The 24,126-nt window shown below is 63.8% G+C and carries 21 protein-coding genes; 4 read left to right on the top strand and 17 right to left on the bottom strand.

Annotated elements, in window-relative coordinates:
- Window positions 1–15: 15 nt before the first annotated feature.
- The 4 genes from BST12_RS05885 to BST12_RS05870 form a co-directional block, all read right to left on the bottom strand.
- A complete protein-coding gene (locus BST12_RS05885) occupies window positions 16–507 on the bottom strand; it encodes a flavin reductase family protein (protein WP_083112071.1) in 492 nt (163 codons plus the stop codon).
- Window positions 492–2,003, bottom strand: coding sequence for an Asp-tRNA(Asn)/Glu-tRNA(Gln) amidotransferase subunit GatB (gene gatB, locus BST12_RS05880; RefSeq protein WP_083112070.1), 1,512 nt, complete (start codon window positions 2,001–2,003; stop codon window positions 492–494). Before gatB ends, BST12_RS05885 begins: the two co-directional genes overlap by 16 nt.
- A gap of 32 nt (window positions 2,004–2,035) precedes the next feature.
- Window positions 2,036–3,196, bottom strand: a complete 1,161-nt coding sequence (locus tag BST12_RS05875) for a MinD/ParA family ATP-binding protein (protein ID WP_083112069.1) — start codon at window positions 3,194–3,196, stop codon at window positions 2,036–2,038.
- A gap of 129 nt (window positions 3,197–3,325) precedes the next feature.
- Window positions 3,326–4,429, bottom strand: coding sequence for a MinD/ParA family ATP-binding protein (locus BST12_RS05870; RefSeq protein ID WP_245850091.1), 1,104 nt, complete (start codon window positions 4,427–4,429; stop codon window positions 3,326–3,328).
- A 336-nt stretch (window positions 4,430–4,765) separates the two neighbouring features.
- On the opposite strand from BST12_RS05870, the gene BST12_RS05865 reads away from it, so the two are divergent.
- From BST12_RS05865 to BST12_RS05855, 3 genes are read left to right on the top strand one after another with little or no spacing between them, the layout of a single operon-like run.
- Window positions 4,766–5,434, top strand: coding sequence for a TetR/AcrR family transcriptional regulator (locus BST12_RS05865; protein WP_083112068.1), 669 nt, complete (start codon window positions 4,766–4,768; stop codon window positions 5,432–5,434).
- Window positions 5,431–5,865 carry an MmpS family transport accessory protein gene (locus tag BST12_RS05860; RefSeq protein ID WP_139801507.1) on the top strand — a complete coding sequence of 145 codons (435 nt, stop codon included), beginning with the start codon at window positions 5,431–5,433 and terminating at the stop codon, window positions 5,863–5,865. The genes BST12_RS05865 and BST12_RS05860 overlap by 4 nt, the downstream gene beginning before the upstream one ends.
- A complete protein-coding gene (locus BST12_RS05855; RefSeq protein WP_083112067.1) occupies window positions 5,862–8,699 on the top strand; it encodes an MMPL/RND family transporter in 2,838 nt (945 codons plus the stop codon). The genes BST12_RS05860 and BST12_RS05855 overlap by 4 nt, the downstream gene beginning before the upstream one ends.
- On the opposite strand, the gene BST12_RS05850 is transcribed toward BST12_RS05855, so the two are convergent.
- The 11 genes from BST12_RS05850 to BST12_RS31890 all read right to left on the bottom strand — a co-directional run bounded on the left by BST12_RS05850 (window position 8,696) and on the right by BST12_RS31890 (window position 19,319).
- Window positions 8,696–9,727, bottom strand: a complete 1,032-nt coding sequence (locus tag BST12_RS05850; protein WP_083112066.1) for an ATP-dependent 6-phosphofructokinase — start codon at window positions 9,725–9,727, stop codon at window positions 8,696–8,698. The two genes, BST12_RS05855 and BST12_RS05850, sit on opposite strands and share 4 nt — an antisense overlap.
- 43 nt (window positions 9,728–9,770) lie before the next feature.
- Window positions 9,771–11,249, bottom strand: coding sequence for an Asp-tRNA(Asn)/Glu-tRNA(Gln) amidotransferase subunit GatA (gatA, locus tag BST12_RS05845; protein ID WP_083112065.1), 1,479 nt, complete (start codon window positions 11,247–11,249; stop codon window positions 9,771–9,773).
- Window positions 11,246–11,545, bottom strand: a complete 300-nt coding sequence (gene gatC / locus BST12_RS05840; RefSeq protein ID WP_083112064.1) for an Asp-tRNA(Asn)/Glu-tRNA(Gln) amidotransferase subunit GatC — start codon at window positions 11,543–11,545, stop codon at window positions 11,246–11,248. Before gatC ends, gatA begins: the two co-directional genes overlap by 4 nt.
- Window positions 11,546–11,651: 106 nt before the next feature.
- Window positions 11,652–12,602, bottom strand: a complete 951-nt coding sequence (locus BST12_RS05835) for a hypothetical protein (protein ID WP_083112063.1) — start codon at window positions 12,600–12,602, stop codon at window positions 11,652–11,654.
- Window positions 12,603–12,625: 23 nt separating this feature from the next.
- On the bottom strand, window positions 12,626–13,654 hold the full coding sequence (locus BST12_RS05830) for a vWA domain-containing protein (protein ID WP_139801506.1): 1,029 nt from the start codon (window positions 13,652–13,654) through the stop codon (window positions 12,626–12,628).
- 32 nt (window positions 13,655–13,686) lie between these two features.
- Entirely contained in the window at window positions 13,687–14,787 is a 1,101-nt protein-coding gene (locus BST12_RS05825; protein ID WP_083112061.1) for a hypothetical protein, read from the bottom strand.
- Window positions 14,778–15,254 carry a hypothetical protein gene (locus tag BST12_RS05820; RefSeq protein WP_083112060.1) on the bottom strand — a complete coding sequence of 159 codons (477 nt, stop codon included), beginning with the start codon at window positions 15,252–15,254 and terminating at the stop codon, window positions 14,778–14,780. Before BST12_RS05820 ends, BST12_RS05825 begins: the two co-directional genes overlap by 10 nt.
- Complete coding sequence (locus BST12_RS05815; RefSeq protein ID WP_083112059.1) at window positions 15,244–16,116, bottom strand: DUF58 domain-containing protein; 873 nt, start codon at window positions 16,114–16,116, stop codon at window positions 15,244–15,246. The genes BST12_RS05820 and BST12_RS05815 overlap by 11 nt, the downstream gene beginning before the upstream one ends.
- Before the next feature lie 9 nt (window positions 16,117–16,125).
- Window positions 16,126–17,127: an AAA family ATPase gene (locus BST12_RS05810; protein WP_083112058.1), complete on the bottom strand. Its 1,002-nt coding sequence runs from the start codon at window positions 17,125–17,127 to the stop codon at window positions 16,126–16,128.
- A 71-nt stretch (window positions 17,128–17,198) separates the two neighbouring features.
- Window positions 17,199–18,134 (bottom strand): DUF4878 domain-containing protein, encoded by a 936-nt coding sequence (locus BST12_RS05805; protein ID WP_083112057.1) that lies wholly within the window; start codon window positions 18,132–18,134, stop codon window positions 17,199–17,201.
- A 294-nt stretch (window positions 18,135–18,428) separates the two neighbouring features.
- On the bottom strand, window positions 18,429–19,319 hold the full coding sequence (locus tag BST12_RS31890; RefSeq protein WP_170062056.1) for a DUF4878 domain-containing protein: 891 nt from the start codon (window positions 19,317–19,319) through the stop codon (window positions 18,429–18,431).
- 576 nt (window positions 19,320–19,895) lie between these two features.
- Between BST12_RS31890 and BST12_RS05795 the strand changes: the two genes are divergently transcribed.
- Window positions 19,896–20,552, top strand: coding sequence for an ACT domain-containing protein (locus BST12_RS05795; protein ID WP_139801505.1), 657 nt, complete (start codon window positions 19,896–19,898; stop codon window positions 20,550–20,552).
- A 162-nt stretch (window positions 20,553–20,714) separates the two neighbouring features.
- On the opposite strand, the gene BST12_RS05790 is transcribed toward BST12_RS05795, so the two are convergent.
- Window positions 20,715–23,606, bottom strand: a complete 2,892-nt coding sequence (locus tag BST12_RS05790; RefSeq protein ID WP_083112056.1) for an MMPL/RND family transporter — start codon at window positions 23,604–23,606, stop codon at window positions 20,715–20,717.
- Complete coding sequence (locus BST12_RS05785; RefSeq protein WP_211281215.1) at window positions 23,603–24,034, bottom strand: MmpS family transport accessory protein; 432 nt, start codon at window positions 24,032–24,034, stop codon at window positions 23,603–23,605. Before BST12_RS05785 ends, BST12_RS05790 begins: the two co-directional genes overlap by 4 nt.
- Window positions 24,035–24,126: the final 92 nt, after the last annotated feature.

Below are 24,126 nucleotides of genomic sequence, written 5' to 3'. Positions count from 1 at the left end.
TGTTGCAGAACCGAATTACGGCTCGTGGCCCGGTTCGATCTCGATGACGTCGCAGAGGTGAATGAGGTCGTGGGATTCGTCGGCGAACCATGCGTCGGCGGGCTCGAGGAGATAGCCCAGATGGTCACCGAGGTCGATCCGCTGCACCGTCTTGCCGACGAACCACGCCGTCGCTTCGTCGAGTATCGGCATACCTTCTGGTCCGCTGTGCCATCGGCAGTGATTGAACTTGTTGATCTCGTCGCCGGTTTGACCACCGAATAGCTTGGCCAGGCTCAGGTTCCGGCGCGACAGCACGTGTACGGCCAGGTAATCCGATCGCCGCGCCACCGTGAACGTGTGGTTGGTCTGGGATAGCCCGACCAGGAACCTCGGCGGGTGGATGCTGGCCTGGGTGGCGAAACCGACCAGGCAGCCCGAGGGCTCACCGTCGGCCTGAGTTGTCGCGACGAGCACCGGGGCGTTCAAGATCCCGGTCAGCCGATCCAGCACTAGGTCTGCCCGCACGCCGCCAGGACGAGTTCGCGCACGCGCGCCGCGTCGGCCTGCCCGCGGGTGGCCTTCATCACCGCCCCCACGATGGCGCCCGCGGCGGCCACCTTGCCGCCGCGGATCTTTTCTGCCACATCGGGATTGGCGGCCAGGGCCTCGTCGACGGCGGCTTGGGTCAGTGAGTCGTCGCGGACCAGGGCCAAGCCGCGAGCGGTCATCACCTGCTCGGGCTCACCTTCGCCGGCCAGCACGCCCTCGACGACCTCGCGGGCCAGCTTGTTGGACAACTTGCCCTCCTCGACCAGCGCGATCACCGCGGCGACCTGGGCAGGGGTGATGGACAGCTCGTCGAGTTGGACGCCGGCCTCATTTGCCTTCTGCACCAAGAAGTTTCCCCACCAGGACCGGGCGTCCTTGCTGGGTGCGCCGTGCCCGATGGTGGCCGTCACCAATTCGACCGCCCCGGCGTTGACCAGATCGCGCATCACCTCATCGGAGATGCCCCATTCCTGTTGAATCCTCTTGCGGCTCAACCACGGTAGCTCGGGGATGGTGGCGCGCAGCCGTTCGACCAGCTCGCGGCTGGGTGCGACGGGCTCCAGGTCAGGTTCCGGGAAGTACCGGTAGTCCTGGGCGGTTTCCTTGGCCCGGCCAGGGCTGGTGTAGCCGGCCTCGTGAAAGTGTCTGGTCTCCTGGATGATCTGGCCGCCGGACTCCAACACCGCGGCCTGGCGCTGCATCTCGTAGCGGACGGCGACCTCGACGCTTTTCAGCGAGTTGACGTTCTTGGTTTCGGTTCGCGTACCGAATTCTGTTGTTCCGGTTGGCATCAGCGACACGTTGGAGTCACAACGCATCGAGCCCTGATCCATCCGGACGTCGGATACATCCAAGGCGCGCAGCAGGTCTCGCAATGCCGTCACGTAGGCGCGGGCGATCTGCGGTGCGCGTTCTCCGGCCCCCACGATGGGCTTGGTGACGATTTCGATCAGCGGCACACCGGCGCGGTTGTAGTCGATCAGCGACGTCGTCGCGCCGTGGATCCGGCCCGTCTCGCTGCCGATGTGGGTGAGTTTGCCGGTGTCCTCCTCCATGTGCGCCCGTTCGATCTCCACCCGCCAGGTGGTGCCGTCTTCCAGGGGAGCTTCTAGGTAGCCGTTGATAGCGATGGGCTCGTCGTACTGCGATATCTGGTAGTTCTTCGGCATGTCGGGGTAGAAGTAGTTCTTTCGCGCAAAGCGGCACCACGGCACGATTTCGCAGTTCAGCGCGAGGCCGATACGGATCGCCGATTCCACGGCGACCTCGTTGAGCACGGGCAGTGAACCGGGCAGGCCCAGGCACACCGGACATACCTGGGTGTTGGGTTCGGCGCCGAAGGCGGTCGCGCAGCCGCAGAACATTTTTGTCACGGTGGATAGCTCGACGTGCACCTCAAGGCCGAGCACTGGATCAAAGCGCGCCAGTACCTCGTCGTAATCCAGCAGGTCGGCCTCCGCAGCAAGACTCATGGCCTAGATCCTAGTGGCGAAGCGGGTCGCCACTAGCGCGACGCGGAGTGCCCGTCGACCACCCGCAGGTGACGCTCGAGGTGGTTGCCGGGAAACAGGTCAGCCAGCGCGGCGGCCAGCTCCAGATAGCAGCGCCGGCTCTTCCGGCTCAGCCGGTCCAGTCCGATCTCTTTGCCCAGCTGTACGTGCCGGTCGAACGGCAGCACCACGGTTGCGGCCACCTGAGCCGACAGTTGCTCGAGTTCCTTGCACGACAAGATGTCGAGTCCGCCGGGGGCAGTGTGGTTGATCGCCAGCACCGTCGACGCGACCAACTTCTGATATCCGTTGTGCCGCAACCACTCCAGCGTGGTCCTAGTCTTTCTGATGGCGTCGATGGAGGTGCCCGTCACCACCACGAGAGCCTGCGATTCCGGCAGCACCGCTTCCATCAAACTGGACTTGAGCGCCTTGACACAGTCCACCATCACTACCGAGTAGTGCTTGCGCAGTATCGAGAACGTCTTGACGACGTCGGGCCGCTCCACTCGCCAATTCGTGTGCGCATAGTCGGGCGGACCGAGAACTTCCAGTCCTGAGCTGTTCATGTAGGTATGCGCCCGCACATCCGGATAACGGGTGACCGAATAGTCGTTGAGCAGGTCGAACATGCTCAGCCGGCTGCGCCGACCGTGCCGTTCGGACAGGTCCCCGCCGTCGAGGTCAACGGCGATCACCCGATCGTCGCGCGCGTCGGCGAAAGTGGAGGCAAGCGCCTCGACCACTGTGGTCTTGCCGACTCCGCCTTTGAGGCTGAGCACGGCTATGGGAAATGCACTTCCGAGCGGGGCGCGGATGCGGTCGCGCAGCTCTAGCTCGCGGCCCTTGCCTGAGCCGACGTCCCTGCGAATGACGCGCGATACCAGCTCACGCCAGCCCGACCGGGTGGCGTCGTCGGCCTCCTCCTGGGTCAAACCGTCGAGCGCGGTTCCACCCGGGACCCGCTCTGGCCGGACCACCGGCATCCGCGGCCGTAGCGCCGACGGCGTCGGCGTGGATGCCGATTGCGGCTCTGGAGGCTGGCGGTGGACTGGTGCCCGGTAGATCTCGGGCACCGTGGTGGACGTCCAGTCCGATCTGCCGCGCCAGTTGGGCCGATCTCCCGATGGAGCGAACTGCTGAAAGTCTTCGCGCAAGCGACCGCGGTCACTCATACCCACCGGTATAGCCGATTCAGAGCCCCCGAAAACCCGGCAAACGTGCCGAATTCCGCAAACCCCCAGGACACCACTGCGGGCGCCACGCGGAATTCAGCTATTCGACAATTTCACGCCATCCGGGGTTCAACCGGAACGCGGATACGCGCCGATTTCGGCGACGGCATTTCGCTCCACGGCGCTGCTGGCGGCCAGGTCGACCAGCACCGCAGCCAGCTCGAGATAGCGGCGCCGGCTCTTGCGGTTCAGCCGCTCCAGAACGATCTCGGCGCCCTCGCGTACATGGCGATCGAACGGCAAAATGAAGACCGCCCCCACCCGACCGGACAGCTGGGCGAGTTCGGTGTTGGCCGCGGCTCTCGGCCTGGACCGGTCGGTGCGGTTGACCACCAGCACCGCCGATTCCAACAGTCGCTGATATCCGTTGTCGCGCAACAAGTTCAGCGTGGTTCGGGTCTTTCGCAGCGCGTCGACCGATGCACCGCTGACGATGACGAGAGCGCGGGACTCCACCAGGACCGCTCGCATCACACCGGAGTTCACCGACTTCAGGCAGTCAACCAGCAGTACCGAGTAGCTCTTTCCCAGCTTGGACAGCCCGCTGACGAAATCGTCGTGCTCACGTCGCCACTCACTGGGCGAGTATTTGGGCAGTCCCAGCACGTCCAGCCCCGAACCGTTGCGGTATGCGTGCGCGCGCTCGTCCAGATACGGGGGAACCGAACCGTCGGCGAGTGTCTCGGCCATGTTGATCTGGCGGCGCCGCCCGTGCCGTTCGGCGAGATCGCCGGTATCGAGGTCGATGGCGATGACGCCGCCGTTGCGGACGTCAGCAAGGGTGGACCCGAGCGCTTCGACGACCGTGGTCTTGCCCACGCCGCCTTTGAGGTTGAGAACCGCGATCGGGTAGGCGTTGCCTACCGGTCTGGAGGCCCGGTCGCGCAGCCAGTTCAGGTACAGCTCGTCGCGGCTCGGCCGGGAACGGATTTGCCTGATGCGCTCCAGCAGCCGCCGCCAGTCGAACCTGCCGGACCTCCAGGCCGGACTCGCGTCGAAATCGGGCGCTGCGCCGGACGCGACTTTCTCCGGTCCGGTGGACGCGGGCGTCGGCACCCGCCGGAATGGAGCGGTGGCCGGCCCGCCCGTCGCCATGGCCTGCCGTTGATAGGCGGGATTACTGAGCTGCTGAACCCGGCGCGGCACGGTCGCTACGTCGACCTGCTGGCGCACCCGCCTGTCTCGCCAGCGTGGCCGGGGCGTCGGAGGGCCTAGTGCCGCGGGCGACGGTAGCGATTGCGGAGCTGCCTCGCGATATGGATCGCGGTTGTTCATGTGTCATTGCGTTACCCGGTTTGCCGCACCGGAAACTTCGCGACGTTTCCTCATAGGAAACCCGAAGGTTCGGCTGCGGTAACCAAATCGGGTATTGAGCCGGCGGTGTCACCGCCGTAATATGCGAATAGAAATTCGCATTCTTGTTTGGCGCCATGGTTCCGAGCGAGGCGGCAAATAGCCTGCGCCAGAACACTTTTCGCGCGCCTTACGCCAGGCGGAAAGGATCCAGCAGTGCGGGATGCACCCATGCCGGCGCCGCCGCCCCAGCAGGCCCGCAGTCGCGCCGCGCTACGGCGGCTACTCACCTCGGCCGAAGAAGTCTTGGTCAGCGAAGGGCCGGAAAAGCTCACGATCGCGCGCGTCGCCAATCACGCCGGCGTCTCCGTCGGCGGCGTCTACCGACGGTTCGCAAGCAAAGAGCAGTTGATCGACGCGGTAAAGCTAGCGCTGGCAGAGCGACTGGAAGAGGCCGTCGGCGCGGCACTCGACCAGGCCGAGCCATCACTGGGTGGCGTCATCGACGCCTTCACCACGGCGTTGGCCGAAACCCTCAACCAAAGCGGCCGGCTCATTCCCGTCCTGCTAGCCAGTGGCCGCCGGGCCGACCCTCCCGAGCAGGGCATGCGCACCGTCACCGACTTGCAGCAGCGCTTCGTCGACGCGGCGGCGGCGCACCGGCAGCACATCGGCCACCCCGATCCCACGATGGCGCTCAACATCGCCTTTCGCACCGTGATTGCGGCCGGGACGCACCGCGCCGCGATGTCTCCCTGGTTGCCCGACGGCCTGACGTGGAAGGAGTGGGCCCGCGAAATCGCCGACATGGTCACCGCTCATCTGACTGCCAAGCGAAAACCCCCTGCTCGTGCCAGAAAACACTGCGAGGTAGGGCTCTCATGATGACGACGGTCAGGCGGTACTGGTTGCCGCTGCTGGTCTTGGTGGCGTTGACGCTAGGGGGTTTCGTGATCCACCGGATGCACGGGATTTTCGGCTCGGACAACGAGATCACCCGGGAAGGCTCCGGCATTGCCAAGGACCCGCCGCCGTTCAACCCCAAGCGGGTGACCTATGAGGTGTTCGGGCCACCTGGCAGCCTGGCGACCATCAATTACCTTGACCTGTCGGCGAATCCGCAAAGCGTCAAACAAGCCCCGCTGCCCTGGACGCTGACGCTCACCACGACGGCACCGGCCACCAGTCCGATCTTGTTGGCGCAGGGCGACGGCCACACCATCAGCTGCCGCATCACCGTCGACGGCAAGGTCAAGGACGAGAAGTCCGCGCAAGGCGTCGATGCGTTCACCTTCTGCCAGGTGAAGTCGGCATGAGAATCCCCCGGTTCATTCGCACATTCGCGCTGCCCCTGCTGCTGGGCTGGATTGCGCTGGCTGTGCTGCTCAACATTGCGGTCCCCGCACTGGAAGACGTGGGCCAGGAGCACTCGGTGTCACTGAGCCCCGCCGACGCTCCCTCGATGCAGGCCATGAAGCACATTGGGCATGTCTTCAAGGAGTCCGACTCCGACTCGTCGGCGATGATCGTGCTCGAAAGCGACCAGCCCCTTGGCGACGAGGCGCATCGCTACTACGCCGAGTTGGTCAGGAAGCTGCGGGCCGACAAGTCCGATATCGAGCACATCCAGGATTTCTGGGGTGACCCGCTGACCGCGGCCGGCGCACAAAGCCCCGACGGCAAAGCCACCTACGTCCAGCTGAATCTCGCCGGCAATCAAGGTGAAGCGCGGGCCAACGATTCCATCGCCGCGGTCCGCCGGATCGTCGCCAGCACGCCGCTGCCGTCCGGCCTGCACGTATACGTCACCGGCGGCGCCGCGCTGATCGCCGATCAGCACCAGGTCGGGGACAAAAGCCTGAAGTTGGTCACCGCGATCACCATGCTGGTCATCTTGGTCAGCTTGTTCATCGTCTACCGCTCGGTCATCACGGTCGGGCTGGTGTTGGTGATGGTGATGCTGGAGATCACGGCTGCCCGTGGCGTGGTGGCCGCCTTGGGGCACTACAACCTGATCGGGTTGTCGACGTTCTCGGTGAACCTGTTGACCATGTTGGGCATCGCGGCGGGCACCGACTACGCGATCTTCGTTCTGGGCCGCTACCACGAAGCACGCAACGCCGGCGAGGACCGCGAAACCGCTTTCTACACAATGTATCGCGGTACCGCACACGTCATTCTCGGTTCCGGTCTCACGATCGCCGGTGCGACGTACTGCCTGCACTTCACCCGGCTGCCCTATTTTCAGACGCTGGGCGTTCCACTGGCGATCGGGATCATGGTGGCGGTGCTGGCATCGCTGACCATGGCGCCGGCGATGCTGGTGGTCGGCAGCCGGTTCAAACTGTTCGAGCCCAAACGCGCTGCGCGAACACGTGGTTGGCGACGGGTGGGGACGGCGGTGGTCCGCTGGCCGGGACCGATCCTGGCCGCGGCCTGCGCCCTGGCGTTGGTCGGGCTCATCGCACTGCCGGGCTACCGGACCAGCTTCAACGACCGAAAGTACATGCCCGACAACATAATCGCCATGCAGGGATTCCAGGCCGCCGACCGGCATTTCTCCCAGGCACGGATGAATCCGGAGATTCTGATGGTGCAAACCGACCAGGATCTGCGCAACTCCGCGAACATGCTGATCATTGAACGCATAGCGCGCAATGTCTTTCACACCCCTGGCATCGCGCGTGTGCAGAGCATCACCCGGCCGCTGGGCACTCCTATCGACCACACGTCCATCCCCTATCAGATGGGGATGCAGGGCGTCGGACAGGAGTTGACGCGGGACTACATGCAGGCCCAGATGGACGACATGCTGGTGATGGCCGACCAGATGGAGACCATGATCGCCACGATGGAAACGATGATCGGGATCATGAAGGAACTCACCGGCGTCACCCACGACATCGTCACGCTGACCAAGACCATGGTGTCCCAGGTAAACGAACTACGCGACCACATCTCGGATTTCGACGATTTCTTCCGGCCCGTCCGCAGCTACTTCTATTGGGAGAAGCACTGTTTCGACATCCCGGTATGTGCGGCGCTGCGTTCGGTGTTCGACACGCTGGACGGCGTCGACACGCTCAGCGACGCAATCGGCGATCTCGTCCCCAAGATGGACAAACTCGACGCGGTCATGCCCGAAATGCTGAAACTGATGACTCCGATGATCTCGATGATGAAGTCGATGCACACCATGACGTTGTCGATGCACAGCACGATGGCAGGACTGCAGGACCAGGCTGCCGCGATGAGCGGCAAAGGCAACGCGATGGGCCAGGCCTTCGACAGATCCAAGAACGACGACTCGTTCTATCTGCCCCCGGAGGTCTTCGACAATCCCGACTTCAAGCGGGGCATGGACATGTTCATCTCACCGGACGGAAAAGCGGTGCGGTTCATCATTTCTCACCTCGGCGACCCCGCCAGCACCGAGGGTATCGGCCACGTCAACGCGATCCGCAACGCCGCCTTCGAGGCCATCAAGGGCACGCCCTTGGAAAGTGCCCGGATCTACATCGCGGGAACCGCGGCCACCGCCAAGGACATGAAAGAGGGCTCCACCTACGACCTGCTGATCGCCGGGGTGGGCGCGCTGATCCTGATCTTCATCGTCATGCTGATCCTGACGCGTGCGGTGGTTGCCGCGGCGGTCATCGTCGGGACGGTCCTGCTCTCACTCGGGACGTCGTTCGGCCTGTCCGTGCTCATCTGGCAGTACATCCTGGGCATCGATCTGCATTGGATGATCCTGGCCATGTCCGTGATCATCCTGCTGGCGGTGGGATCCGACTACAACCTGCTGCTGGTAGCGCGGTTCAAAGAGGAAATACACGCAGGCATCAAGACCGGCATCATCCGGTCCATGGCGGGCACCGGCGCCGTCGTGACCTCAGCCGGACTGGTCTTCGCGTTCACCATGATCACCATGGGGGCCAGCGCGCTGATCATCCTGGCTCAGGTGGGCAGCACCATCGGAATGGGCCTGCTGTTCGACACGCTCGTGGTGCGCTCGTTCATGACCCCGTCGATCGCGGCGCTGTTGGGACGCTGGTTCTGGTGGCCGCAGCAGGTCCGCAGTAGGCCACGCCCGGTCCCGCCGCCGGCTCAACCGCGGCACACATCGGAGCTGCTGGCCTCGGAGGCCTAACCGAAGAACGCGGCCGCGTCGTCATAGCGGCTCGGCGGTACCAGCTTGAGCTGGCGCACCGCGTCGGCCAGGGCCACCCGGCCGATGTCCTGACCGCGCAACGACACCATCTGACCGTATTCACCGGCGTGCGCAGCGTCGGCGGCATTGACCCCGAACCTGGTGGCCAGCACCCGGTCATAGGCCGTCGGAGTGCCGCCGCGCTGGACGTGACCCAGCACCGTCACCCGCACCTCCTTATTGATGCGCTTCTCCACCTCGTATCCGAGCTGCGCTGCCACACCGGTGAACCGCTCGTGGCCGAACTCGTCGATGCCGCCTTCGCGCAAGGCAATCGTGCCCGGGATCGGCTTAGCGCCCTCGGCGACCACACAGATGAAATGCGAATCGCCGCGCTGGAAGCGCTGTTTGACCAGCCGGCACACCTCTTCGATGTCGAAGGGCTGTTCGGGGATCAGCGTCATGTGCGCACCGGACGCCAGCCCGGAGTTCAGCGCGATCCACCCGGCGTGTCGGCCCATCACCTCCACCAGCATCACCCGCTGGTGGGATTCGGCGGTGCTGTGCAACCGGTCGATGGCCTCGGTGGCCACCGTCAGCGCGGTGTCGTGGCCGAAAGTCACGTCGGTGCAATCGATATCGTTGTCGATCGTCTTCGGCACTCCCACTACCGGAACGTTTTCTTCGGATAGCCAGTGCGCGGCCGTCAGCGTGCCCTCGCCGCCGATCGGGATCAGTACGTCGATGCCGTTGTCGTCGAGGGTCTGTTTGATCTGGTCCAGCCCGGCCCGCAGCTTGTCCGGGTGGGTGCGGGCGGTACCCAGCATCGTTCCGCCCTTGGCCAGCAGCCGGTCGTTGCGATCGTCGTTGCGCAACTGCATGCGCCGGTTTTCCAGCAAACCGCGCCAGCCGTCCTGAAAACCGACCACCGACGAGCCGTACCGGGCATCGCAGGTACGTACCACCGCCCGGATGACAGCGTTGAGGCCGGGGCAGTCGCCGCCTCCGGTGAGAACTCCGATCCGCATTCCCTTATCTTGCCCTGCTTGCGCGGATCGGGGGCACTCGCGGTTAGACCGCGGTCGGCAGCGGTCCGCGGGCGGCCTCGTAAGCCGCCCCCACCCGGTAGAGCCGGTCGTCGGCCAACGCGGGCGCCATGATCTGCAGGCCCACCGGCAGTCCGTCGTCCGGCGACAGCCCCGACGGAACCGACATGCCGCAGTGGCCGGCCAAATTCAGCGGCAGGGTGCACAGGTCGAACAGGTACATCGCCAGCGGATCGTCGACCTTTTCGCCCAGCCCGAACGCGGTGGTCGGGGTGGCCGGCGATACCAGCACGTCCACGGATTGGTAGGCCTCGTCGAGGTCGCGCGCGATCAGCGTGCGCACCTTCTGCGCCTGGTTGTAGTAGGCGTCGTAGTAACCGGCCGACAGTGCGTAGGCACCAATCATGATGCGCCGCTTGACTTCTGGACCGAAACCGGCGGCCCGCGTCATCGCCATCACCTCCTCGGCGCTGTGCGTGCCGTCGTCGCCGACCCGCAGTCCGTAGCGCATGGCGTCGAAGCGGGCCAGGTTGCTCGACACCTCCGACGGCAGAATCAGGTAGTAGGCGGCCAGCGCGTAATCGAAGTGCGGACAATCCACTTCGCTCACTTGGGCACCGAGTGCCTTGAGCTGCGCGACCGCGGCCTCGAACGAGGCCAGCACGCCCGGCTGGTAGCCCTCGCCGCTGTGCAGCTGGCGGACCACGCCGATGCGCACGTCGGTGAGGTCACCGGGCGCCTTTGCCGCGGTGACAACGTCAGGCACCGGCGCGTCTATGGATGTCGAGTCGCGCGGGTCATGGCCCGCGATCACCTGGTGCAGCAGGGCGGTGTCCAGGACGGTGCGCGCACAGGGGCCGCCCTGGTCCAGCGACGACGCGCAGGCCACCAGCCCGTAGCGGGAGACGGTTCCGTAGGTGGGTTTGACGCCGACGGTCGCCGTGAGCGCGGCCGGCTGGCGGATGGATCCGCCCGTGTCGGACCCGATGGCCAGCGGCGCCTGGAATGCGGCCAGCGCCGCCGCGCTGCCGCCGCCGGAACCGCCGGGCACCCGGTCGAGATTCCACGGGTTGCGGGTGGGGCCGTAGGCGGAGTTTTCGGTCGACGAGCCCATCGCGAACTCGTCCATATTGGTCTTGCCCAGGATCGGGATCCCGGCCGCGCGCAATCGAGTGGTCAGGGTGGCGTCATACGGCGAGCGCCAGCCCTCCAGAATCTTGGACCCGCAGGTGGTCGGCATGTCGATGGTGGTGAAAACGTCCTTGAGCGCCAGCGGCACCCCGGCCAGCGGCGACGGCAGCTGCTCGCCGGCGGCCAACGCCTTGTCGACGGCTGCAGCCGCGCTCAAGGCCTGGTCGGCCGCTACATGCAGGAAGGCGTGATACCGGTCGTCTGTTGCTTCGATTTGATCCAGGCAGGCCTGGGTGAGTTCGGTGGAGGAAATCTCTTTGGCGGCGATCTTGGCGGCCAGGGTGGCGGCGTCTTCTCGAATGATGTCGGTCACTGGCTCTCCCCGAGGATTTGCGGGACGGCGAAGCGGCCGTCGACGGCTTCGGGCGCGGCGGCCAGCGCCTGCTGCTGGGTCAGGCACGGCGCCGTCTCGTCCGGGCGCGTGACGTTGACGTCCTTAAGCGGGTTGTCGGTGGCTTCGACGCCGGTGACGTCGACGGCCTGGATTTGGCTGACGTGGGTCAAGATGGCGTCGAGCTGGCCGGCGAAGCTGTCCAACTCGGTATCGGTCAGCGCCAGCCGGGCCAGCCGGGCCAGGTGCGCGACCTCGTCGCGGGAGATCTGGGACACGAGCGAAAAGCCTAATGGGAAGCGGTCAGCGGGTCGTGGGTGGGCTTTAGGCGGTGGGCCGATGGAGGCCGACAGAACCTACCCGCTGGTGTGGGGCGCTCTCGATCTAATGGCCGGCGTCAGCTGATTCCTGGTTGTCGCCATAGGCGTTCGAGTTGTCCAGCAGTCGCTGCAGCCTTTCGATCGGATCGCCGGTTCCCAGGCGATGCCCGGGAGCTGCACCACTGCCGCCGGTGGGAAGCCGGTCGGGTGAGACCGGATTGAGCGCGCCAGCGCCGTTCGGTCCTGGGCCATTCCCGCCGTCCGGTCCGAACACCGGCCCTTCCGAGATACCGGTTTGCGGTAGCTGCGGCATGTTCGGTCCGGGCGCAGGCACTGTTCCCGTCGACCCCGGTCCGGTCGAGGGCGGCGGATCCGAGGGCGGCAGCCCTGGTAGAGGCGGCGCCGAAGGAAGCGGAGTGAGCGACGTCGGCGGCTCTGGGGACGTCACGGCAGATGCGGGTGGCGGCGCTGGGGCCGGCGGGCGGTGTAGTAGCTCCAGTTTTTGTTGCAACCGAGGTATCGCATGCTCCCGGATCGCGCGCCGATCAGCGTTGGGGTCGAGATTACCCGCGAAGCACCTTGCGGGTGCATCAGCAGCCAAAGCGATGGCCGTCGTGTAACGCCGCTCCGCCTCGCGCTTGTTCCCTGCGCGAGTGGCCAAGTCTCCCAAAGTCTCTCGAACCAGGAGAAGGTTGATTCGCAACGGGCAGGACTGGGACTCTGCGGTGCCGGCAAGGGCCTCCGAAAAGCGGTCGTCGGCTTCGCTGAGGCGTCCTTCCAACACAGCCAAGTCGCCGGCCACGAATGACGTCTTGGTCGGCTCGATCACATTGGCGATGCTGAGCATAGAAACGTCACGCCGCAGCGACTCGATATCGTGCTGGCTGAAATCGGTTGCGGCCGAGTTGCCGACGATCCCCACACTGATCATCTTCATTGCCGCCAACAGCAGGCCGAGGAGTATGGGGGCAGACGACAGATACAACCGTCTGCGCAGCCGGGTCCGTGCCGACACGGGCCGAAATCTATCGGACAGCGTCAACGCCCGAGGTCCCGCCGGGACATGCGATTGCGTCGATACTCGCGGATGGTCAGTCCAATTTCGGCAAGCAGCAGTGCAGCTGCGAAAAGCGTGAAAAGCCAGTACCACTCATGCCGTTCGATGAACTGCCCCACCAACCTGTCGCCGCGCCGCTGCATGTCGGCCGTTTGGTCGACGGCGGGCGCGACGCCGCTAATCGGCTGTCCACTCTCGCGGTGAAAGTACGGCACGTTCAGCTGCCCGGCAATGGCTTTCAGCCGGTCTTCATCGATCGTCGAGGTCAGCGGACCGTTTCCGTCCGGGTCGCCCTGATAAACCATTTCGCCGTCCAGCCAACCTTGCGGAATCGGTCCGCCCGCCGACGTCCCGTAGCCAAGCACAGCTCCTCCGGCGACCTTCGCCGGCCCGATATCGAACGAGGCCGCGGGTATGTGTGAACGTGCCGCGCCCTCCCCGAAGTAGAACACCAGGGTCTTCGAGTCAGGGAAAGTCTTGGCAGCCTCAACAACCTTGTCCCGTAGTATGTTTCGGGCCGCGGCGGCGTTCGCATGATACATCGCATCCGGAGCCACCAACGTGTACGGCGACAGTCCCTTGACGATGGACCGCAGGCTTGATGTGTCGTCGGACAGCGGCCAATCCATGGATGCCTTCCCGGCGTACGAAATCACCGCGAAGCGTGCATGGGGATACTCGTCGATCAGTGCGCCGAGGTCCGAGCGAATTCCTGACATTCGCGACTTGCCCTTCCCGAAATCCTCTACACGTGAGTTCACCGAGCGGTCGACAACGAAGAACACATTCACATTCGGGTCCACCCGCGCGACCGGATTGACGTCAACCGAAGGACCGGCCTGATCGCTGTCGAATCCAGGACGGCAGGCTGCCAGCAAGAGCAGAATGACCGCCAGCGTCAACCCACTCCACCGCGCCACCACCACTCGATATCGGCCTGAGGCGGTCCGCAGCAAGACTCGATACAGAGCAATCATGCGGATCAGCACCAACACCACGCCGACGATCAAGACCGATACCGCGGGCAGTACGGGATAGAACGTCATCGCCGCAACACCGCCAGAGACACGCATAGCAGGGCAGCGGCCACGACACTCGCGATCAACAGTGACTCCGGTGAGTCCCAGGATCGACTGGTGATGACCTTGCCGCCGGGCAACTCTACTTTCGGGGCGCTGTCCCGAATTTGGTCGAGGCGCCGGCTGAGCGTGGGGGCGGTGCCCGTATCGGTAAGCGCGGTACCGGCCGGGTTGTACAGAAAGAACTGGCCGCCACTGGCGATAGCCGTGGAGCGCAACTTGTCATTACTTTCCGTTGAGGGTGCCGCGACATCCGACCGGGCAACCACGTTGATTTGGATTCCCGCCTGATCGGCCATCTGTCTCACGTCTTCATTGGAGAACAGCGAGGCACGATGATCCGCGGGCCCTCGCATCTCGCTGTCTCCGATGTAGATCAATTGCCGCCGGTGTCCGCTTTTGGCTTGGTACGACGGGAAGCCCGTCATGCACAGTGCCAACACGTCATCCACGGTCGGGGCATAGTCGACATAGTCCAACGGCCGGGAAAACGCTTCGATGCCCGTTTTCAGTTCGGTGCGGTCAGCCTCGGCCACCGGCCTTCGCGTGTCCAGATCCTGCTGGATTCGGGCAAGGCGCACAAGCGTTTTCAAGCGGTCTGCGGTGTACTGATGGTCGCGGGTCAACGGGATGACCCGCAATGTCGCCGAGGTGACGCCGATGCGCGCGCTGTCGACAGGCTTGAGCTGCTGTGCATAGCTGGCGTAATAGTTGAAAAAGTCAGCCGTGGTGGGGTCGGTTACGGGTTCACCGACACACAACATGATGTCTTCGGGATGTGCGGTATCAAAGGCGTGCGTCGAGGATGACATCCCGACCGGTCGCGCGCTGGCGACCAAGGATGTGACGAACGCCGTCAACAGCAGCACGCCCGTGACAACGACCGAAAAGAAATAGATGCGGTAGACGCGGGCATACTCCGGAAGCCGGGTGAGTCGGTCGACGTGCGCCAATGGCCGAAGGACTCGGTGCAGCCGGGCCATCGGCAGCAGCGCAGAGGCGGCGACCGTGCCCGCCAGGCACAGCGTTCCGACCACGAGCACCGGCCACCATTTCAGTTCCACGAAGAGATCAGCTCCTCGGCCGAGCGTCCTAACCCGGCAACATCCACCCGCGCACCAGGGTTGAACCGAGCCTGGTTGAGACCGTCGAGCACCGGGGCCGCCGCGGCGAGCCGACCCCCGTACATTTGCCCAACGTGCATGTACTGAGCCCTGACTCCGGTTGTGACGTATAGGAAACTGCGCAGGATGCGGCTGATAGCTGCGCCGGCCTGAGTCGAAGTCAGCTCACCATCTCGATAGCGCGCATCAATTCTGCGAATTGCCCGCATAAACCGGCGACGATTAACGCGCGCATGAACAGCGCGAATCAACGGCGTTCGGCGCAACGTCGATGGAGGCAAGGTCCAGACGAAAACCGCTACACTCCAAGCGATTACGCTAACGATGAGAGCGGTGCCAAGGACCAGCCACCACGACGATATTTCCAGTGGTCCACCGATGAAACGGAGCAAATCATCAGCCGGCATTGCGGTAGGCTTCCGTCATCTCAACCATCTTGGAACGGATTTCGGCGCTCCCTGCGACCCGGACGAAACGTACATTATGTGTGGCGAGGAATTCCTCGAGTCGTGCGGCACGGCGCTGTTCGGCAAGACGATAGGCCGCTAGCACGCGCCGACCGAAAGCCGCTCCGCTGAGTACGAAACGCCCCGTGGCAACATCGAAGCCGTCCTGCTCGCCTACTGGCGACCCAATGGCCGGCATGTCTACGATCATCAACCAAATCAATTCGTGGCGTCCGCTCAATTGCTTGAGCACTTCGTCGAGTGCGGGGGTGATTTCCGGCTCATCGGAGACCACAACAAGCAGCACTCGGCGACGGTGTCCCCTGGCCACAAAGCCAAGCTGGCTGACGATGTCGCTGAGGCCGACATCACCGCTGCTAGTGCTGTGAAAACGCTCCAAGATACTTTCAACATGTGTCTCCCCACGGCGGCTGCGTATCATCGCGGAGCCGCGCGAATCTCCGAACACCATGCCGACTTCGTCACTTCGGCCCATCGAAATCAGGCCTATTGCACCCATCAGATTCGTGGCCACCACACGCTTGATTTCGCCACTTGCGGCCAGCGCCGCCATATTTCGGCCAGTATCAGCCACCAGAAGGATCTTGTGATGCTTTTCTGTGACGAAGCGCTTTATGAGCACCGACCCGGAGCGCGCCGACGCCTTCCAATCGATATCGCGGACGTCGTCACCGATGACATACGGGCGCAAGTCGTCGAGCTCGAGACTTCTGGTGTGCAGCAAGGCGTAGCGACCGCCTTCGAGCATGCCTCGGGTGTCGGTGCCGAAGAAGGATTTTGCGCGGTTAAGAAGTCGGCCCATGGTCGCCGGTCAGGGCACCCGAACAGCTTGCAGGACAGCGTCGATCACGATTTCCGGGGTGACGTTGACGTTGGCCGCCTCGAAACCCAGGATCAGCCGATGCCGCAGCACCCGATGGGCCACTTTGTGAATGTCGTCGGGTATCACGTGGTTGCGCCCTGACAATACGGCCAGCGCCCTGGCCGTCTTGCAAAAGGCGATCGTGGCGCGCGGGCTGGCGCCGTACTGTATGAGCCGGGCCAGCTGCTGCGGGAGAAACTGCCGCGGGTTTCGCGTCACGTGCACAAGCTGACTCGCGTACCGAATCAGCTCATGATCCATGTGAATGTTGCCAACGATGCGTTGCAACTGCACGATTTCGTCGAGACTCACTACCGCACGGGGCTTTTCGCCTCGGTTGTATACTCCCGCGTCGATCCGGACGATCACTTCAACTTCGTCATCCGGCAGTGGATAGCGAAGTACTTCCTTGAGCATGAATCGATCGGTTTGCGCTTCGGACAGCGGATACGTGCCTTCCTGGTCTACTGGATTTTGGGTGGCGATCACCAGGAACGGATCCGGGATGACATGGACCCGACCGGCGATGGTTGTCTGACGTTCCTCCATCGCCTCGAGCATCGCGCTTTGTGTCTTTGCGCTGGAACGGTTGATCTCGTCCAGCAGGACGATATTGCTGTGCACCGGGCCCAGTTGTGTACCAAAGGAATTGGTCGCGGAGTCGTAGATTTGCGTGCCCACGATGTCGCTGGGCAACAGGTCCGGCGTGCACTGGATCCGCTGGAACCCACCAGATATGGCATCGGCGACAACCCGCGCCGCCGTTGTCTTGGCCAGACCGGGAACGCCTTCGAGCAAGATATGCCCGCCAGTCAACATGCCGATCAACAATGACTCCCGCAAATAGTCCTGGCCGACGACTTTGGCTGCGAAGGCACGCGATATCTCGTCCACCACGCGGTAGGCGTGCTCCATCTCCTGCTGGTTGGGCTGAACGCGACTAGTGGTCATAATCACTCTCTGCGGATTTTCGAACTGACTCGTTACAGATCGGGCGGATGCGTGACGTGGGGTCGGCACAATTACCGAAGCGGCCCCACAACGGGCGGCTCCTTGCCCAGGTTGACCGCTGTCGCGACCGTAAGAGTGGAAATGAAGCTGGCCGTCTCGCCACGGACGGTCTGGGCCGTGAAGTTGTAGTGTGCGGTGCCGGTGACCATCACGCTTAGCGTCATGGGCACCAAGCTCTGGGTGACCGCACTCAGATCGATGGGACCGATAATCTCTGCCGTTGCCGGCTTAATCGGCGTGTCGATCTGCTGCGGCTTGCAGTTATAGAACTGCTCCGACCCGGGTGCGTTGAGGCAGCCCCTGATCCAGGTCTCCAATGCCGCCTTGACCGCCTCGTGGCCCGCCTCATTGACCGAGTACTCAACGTTGAGCGTCGTAGCCACATCCCCGATAAGCGAGTCGAGCAGCATGGGCGGCGCGTTGAGGTCGACATACCGGGTGGACTTCAGGTCGAGATATCCCGGAAATACATAAAAATTCGCATCCTGCCCGAGCGGCTTGCCCAGAATGGTCAGGCTGGTCGCTGGACCCCCCTGCAGAATTTGCGACATGGTTATGACGTTGACGGTGGCACTCGCTAGCTTCCAAACACCGCCGGACCGCTTGACCTGGATTTGGCCCTCCGAATGTTGGGGGCCAAAGTCGGCGGCGGCCTTCACAATAGCCAAGTCGCCACGCTCCGTCTTTGATGAATCCTCAAGTATGGCAATGCCTTTGATCGGCCAATGCTCGATCTGCAGCTTGAGCGCTTCGTTCGTCAGGTACTTCTTCGACGCGGGCTGGGCAACAGCAAGCGAGAGTGCGCCGTCGGCGTCGCCCTTCGCCAATGCCGCCAGATACGCCTTGACCACGTCACCAGCGCTTCCCGCGCCCGCCCTGTTCGAGCTTGCTTGGTTGCCGGTCGTCAAAACGATTGCCATGACAACGCCGACTACCACCAACACCACCGACGATGCGAACAGCGTGACGATAAGTGGCTTACGCCGTCTGCCCGGTGGGCGCGGAGGTGGCCCCCAAGTGCCGGGAAATCCGAACGCTGGCGGCGCATAGCCGGGCGTCGGCGGACTCCCGAATGGCACGGGACCACTCGGCGGAGCGTAGGCGTTCACCGGCGTATTCGCACCGCCCCAGGGCTGCGGCGGGCCGCCGGGCCACTGCTCAGCCGGCCCGGATTGCGGTCCGTACCAATTCTGATTTGTCACTCTGTCGCTTTCTGGTCAAGCACAGCCACGAAATGGGCCCTATTTGAAGGTGATCGCTGGCGGATTCTTCGTCAGATCAGCGGTGGCTGATACGCCCGCGGTGACTCGTCCTGATTTCGGCGGGCCCGAGGTCGACGTTGCCGTGAGCTGGAAATCGATGTCCCCGTATAAGCGCATTGTCAACGTCTCGGCATCGAAGAAGCCGAGCCGGATGTCGGTGTAATCGGTCGGCGCGGTCCATTGCGCCGTCCCATCAACCAAACTTCGATCGCGCACACCTTGCGGACAATTTACGGGCGCCAGCTGCACCGATTTTGCGCAGGCCTCGGCCGCGCTCTTCACGGCGGCCTGAACCCCGGCGCGACCCGCGTCGCTGAGGTCATAACTCATCATCAAGCTTGACGAGGCGCCGGCGATAGTCAATTCGTTTAGCAGGAGTGGATAGCTTGGAGGTTTCTGCGTGATATTCACGTTGCTATTCCCAAAATCGATCCAACCGGGAAATACATAGGTCTCTTCATTGGTGTCGAAAGGCTCCCCGAATAGCGTGAGCGTGCTGAGCGCTTTGACGTTGGACGATTTCAGAAACTTTAATTTGATGGCGCCTTCTTTGAGCTTCCAGCCCTTATCACCCATTTGTTCAAGCCAAAAAGATTCGTCTGACGTCTGGTCGCCAAAATTAACCGCAACATGCACCCGGTTGGAGTCGTTGTTCAGAATGCGAATATTGGTGATGGGCCACTTCGCAATCTGCTTCTTCAGCACGTCGTCAGTAAGAAATGATTTGGTCGCGGGCTGATCGCTGGCATACGAGAGCGCGCCCTGCGCGTCCCCGCGGGCGAGGGCCTCTAGGTAACCCTTGACCACCTCGGCCGCGGTGCGTGGCTTGTTCCCATCGCTTTGTGAGATGACAACTACTGTGACGGCCACTGCTGCGACGGCTATTGCCAGACCGCATGCGAGACCTACTATGAGCCGCCTACGGCTCTTCCGCGGGGCCGGACCGAATTGCGGCATGAGATGTTGCGGCGGATTTTGTTGATCAGCCCACGGCGGTCGCTGCCATCCGGGCGTTACCACCGGCGGTGCACCCGCTTGATTTGCCGCATGAGGCATGGGCACCGGCGGCGGATAGCCGGGCGGCAAAGGTGGCCCTGACCCAGGGTGGCCGAAGCCGCCGATGGGATTCGGGCCGCCAAAACGACCCGGCGAATTGGACCACTGATCCACAGCGAACTCCCTGATCAGACCATGTCGCGCACAGCGACTCGACACTGCGAGGCCCTGTTGATGGGCCGCTTCGTCGCACCCATGGCGACGAACTCGCAGAATCCTATTGGTACCGCGCCGCGCTAGCCACTCAGCGCTGCCGACCAAGGGGATGCTGGCTTCCCGCCCGCCCGCCGCGAGCGTGACGCTGGCGTCACGTTCGCCGCCGAGTGTGACGCTGACGTCACGTTCGTGGCCGAAATGCTGTGGATACATGGCTGTGCAAAGGTGAAGCCCGTGCCTTCGTATCTGTTGCGCATCGAGCTCGAGGACCGACCAGGGCGCCTGGGGGCGCTGGCGGTCGCGCTCGGATCTGTAGGCGCCGACATCCTGTCGCTGGACGTGGTCGAACGCAGCGGCGGATACGCGATCGACGACCTGGTGGTCGAACTGCCCCCCGGGGCGATGCCCGACACCTTGATCACCGCAGCCGAGGCGCTACCCGGTGTGCAGGTGGACAGTGTGCGTCCGCATACCGGTCTGCTGGAGGCACACCGTGAATTGGAGCTGCTCGACCACGTCGCCGCGGCCCGCGACAACGCGGCCAAGCTGCAGGTGCTGGCCGACCATGCGCCCAGAATCCTGCGGGTGAGCTGGTGCACGGTGTTGCGCAGCTCCAACGGAGAACTCTTGCGACTGGCCGGTAGCCCGGGCGCGCCGGAGACCCGGGCGGATTCTGCGCCCTGGCTGCCCATCGAGCGGGCCGTGTCGCTGGACGGGGGCGCCGAGTGGGTGCCGCAGGCCTGGCGCGACATGAACACCACCATGGTCGCCGCGCCGTTGGGCGATCCGCACACCGCGGTGGTGCTGGGGCGTCCCGGCCCGGAATTCCGGCCGTCGGAGGTGGCCCGGCTGGGCTATCTGGCCGGCATCGTCGCAACCATGCTGCGCTAGTGGCGATCGCAAGCGCAGCGAAGCTGGGCGCAGCGGGTCGCCACCATGGGGACTAGTGGCGATCGCAAGCGCAGCGAAGCTGGGCGCAGCGGTCGCCACCATCAGGCCCGTGGCGATCGCAAGCGCAGCGAAGCTGGGCGCAGCGGGTCGCCACCATGGGGGCTAGTGCGACTTCGCTGAAACGACCGGATCGTCGTCTTCCCACAACAGCAGCTGACGCACCGCCGGACGCGGCCCGTAGGGACGCAGCATGGTGCTGGCCGGACGCGGGCGCACCCGTTGCGGCCACCAGAACCAGCGCCCGAGCAGTGCGGCGATGGACGGCGTCATGAACGAACGCACGATCAGCGTGTCGAACAACAGACCAAGACCGATCGTCGTCCCGATCTGACCGAGCACCTGAAAACCGCTGAACACGAACGCGCACATGGTCACCGCGAAGACCAGGCCCGCAGACGTCACCACGGAACCGGATCCGGCCATGGCACGGATGATGCCGGTATTGAGGCCGGCGCCGATTTCCTCTTTGAACCGCGAGATCAACAACAGGTTGTAGTCCGACCCCACCGCCAAAAGCAGGATCACGGCCAGCGCCAGCACCACCCAGTACAGCTGAATGCCCAGCAGGTACTGCCACACCAGCAGCGACAGCCCGAAGGAGGCGCCCAGCGACAACGCCACCGTGCCGACTATGACAAGCGCGGCAACCAAACTCCGCGTGATCATCATCATGATCAGCAGGATCAGGGCCAGGGCCGCGATTCCAGCGATCATCAGGTCGTACTTCGCACCTTCCTGAATGTCCTTGTAGGTGGCCGCGGTACCCCCGAGATAGATCTGCGCGCCGGCCATGGGCGTGCCCTTCACCGCTTCGTGCGCGGCCTTGCGGATCGGCTCGATGTGCGAAATGCCTTCTGGCGTAGCGGGATCGCCTTCGTGGGTGATGATCATCCGGGCGGCCTTGCCATCGGGTGAGAGAAACAGTTTCAGGCCGCGTTTGAAGTCGGGGTTGTTGAAGACCTCCGGCGGCAGGTAGAAGCTGTCGTCGTTCTTTGCCACGTCGAACGCGCGCCCCAGCGCCGTCGCGTTCTCGATAGCGGCGGCCGTTTGTGCGTAGATACCCGAGAGTGTGGCGTAGTTCGCCAGAGTCAAGTCGTGATTGGTTTGCTGGCTTTCGATTTGGGGCGGTATCAGGGCCACCAGTTTGGGTTGCAGGGCGTCGAGCCGGTCCAAGGTGGCGGTGAGGTCTTCGAATTTCTGGCTGAGCTGATCGACGCCGTCGAGCGCGTCGAGGACCGACCTGATCGCAAAGCAGACCGGGATATCGAAACAGTGCTTCTCCCAATAGAAATAGCTACGAATCGGCCGGAAGAAGTCGTCGAAATTGGCGATCTTGTCTCTTAGCTCGTTGATGGTGGCGATGGTGTCGCGGAAGTTCTCGGCTTCGGTGTGGGTCGTGGCGGCCAACTCCTGCTGCAAGACGTACTGCTGCTTGAGAATGTTGATGGAGTTCGACAGCTCGCCGGCCTGTTTGAGCAAGTCGTTCGCGCGATCCCGTTGGTAGCCAAGGTTTTCGATCTGGTTGGCGCTTTGCGCGCTGATCTGAAACGCCAGCGAGCTGTGCGTGAGCGGAGTACCCAACGGCCTGGTGATCGACTGCACCTGGGCGATACCCGGAATGTGGAACACCGCCTTGGCCACCCGATCCAGGATGATCATGTCGGCCGGGTTGCGCATGTCGTGATCGGTCTCGATCATCATCAATTCGGGCTCCAACCGGGCCCGAGAAAAGTGTCGTTCGGCCGCGGCGTATCCGACATTGGCCGGGGCGCTGGCGGGCATGTAGGGACGGGTGTCGTAGCTCGTCTTGTAGCCGGGCAGGGCCAGCAGACCCACGAAGGCCAGCGCGCACGCCACCGCGAGAACCGGTCCGGGCCAGCGCACGATGCCGGTGCCGATCCGCCGCCAGCCGCGGGTTCTCATCTTGCGTTTGGGTTCGAAGACACCGACGCGGGCGCCAAGGGTCAATACCGCCGGCGCCAGGGTGAGTGCGGCCGCCAGCGCGATGAGAATGCCCAGCGCGGCGGGCACACCCAGGCTTTGGAAATACGGCAACCGGGTGAAGCTCAAACAGAAGACGGCACCGGCGACGGTCAGGCCCGACCCCAAGACGATGTGGGCCGTTCCGCGAAACATGGTGTAGTACGCGGTATCTCGCTCTTCTCCGGCGCCGCGGGCCTCTTGATAACGGCCGACGATGAATATCGCATAGTCGGTTCCGGCGGCGATGACGAGCAGCGTGAGCAGATTCGTCGAGTACGTCGAGAGCCCGATGATCCCGGCGTGACCGAGGACGGCGACGATGCCGCGCGCGGCGGCCATCTCGACGAGGACCGTCACCAGCACCAGGAGCATGGTGAAAAACGAGCGGTAAACGAAAAGCAGCATCAGCGCGATCACCCCGACGGTGATCGAGGTGACCTTCGCGGTTCCCTTGCTGCCCACGTCGAACTGATCGGAGATCAGCGGCGCCGCGCCGGTGACGTACACCTTCACCCCGGACGGCGGCTTGGTGTGGTCGATGACCTCGCGCACCGCACCCACGGACTCGTTGGCAAGTGCGGACCCCTGATTGCCCGCGAGGTTCAGTTGCACATAGGCCGCCTTGCCGTCGGTGCTCTGCGAACCCGCGGCGGTCAGGGTGTCGCCCCAGAAGTCCTGCACGTGCTCGACGTGCTTGCGGTCCTGCTCGAGTTTGCGAACCAAGTCGTCGTAGTAGCGGTGGGCATCGGCGCCGAGCGGCTGATCGCCTTCCAGCACAACCATTGCCGTGCTATCGGTGTCGAACTCCTTGAACACCTGGCCGATGCGCTTGGTCGCCTGCAGCGACGGCGCCTCGGGCGCGATCAGCGCGACGTTATGGGTCTTGCCGACCTCCTCCAGTTGGGGCACCAGGGCATTGGTGATCCCCGCCAGCACCACCCAGAACAGCAGGATCGGCACCGAGAGCCGGCGGATGGCGCGCGGTATCCGCGACGGTTGCTGCTCGCTCATCCGGACTTGTCCAGGCAGAAGGTGTAGGCACGGACTTTGTTCACGGTGCGTTCGTCCTTGACCTCTCCGTTGACGGTGATGCGGCAGCCCAGGGTGTCACCGTCGCCCTGCGCCACCACGTTGCCGACGACGGCCGGCTCGGTGGTGGTGATGGTGAACGACCAGGGCAGCGGCGCGTTGAGCACTTGCTGGGGTTGGGCGTTGACGTCCAGATAGTTGATGGTCGCTACGGCGCCGGGAGCGCCGAATACTTCCAGCACTACCTGCTTGGGGTTGAACGGGACGATCTCGTTGGAGATGCCGCCTTTGCCGGCTGTGTTGCTCTGGGAGCCGAAGATTCCGTGCAGCCGGTAGATGGCGAAGCCCGCTGCCGCGACGACGATCACCGCGACGAGTGCCATCCACCCCCGCTTCACCAGGGCTGCCATCGAAATCCCACTGAAATTCCGTTCACTCGTTGACCTTTCGACGAGCGGGCGACACGATCACGCTAGTGACTACGACAGTCACGGTACTGAAC

Source organism: Mycobacterium angelicum, from assembly GCF_002086155.1.
GTDB lineage: Bacteria > Actinomycetota > Actinomycetes > Mycobacteriales > Mycobacteriaceae > Mycobacterium > Mycobacterium angelicum.
The sequence above is the reverse complement of the archived record's forward strand: the minus strand, read 5'-3'. Positions and strand labels throughout refer to the sequence as shown.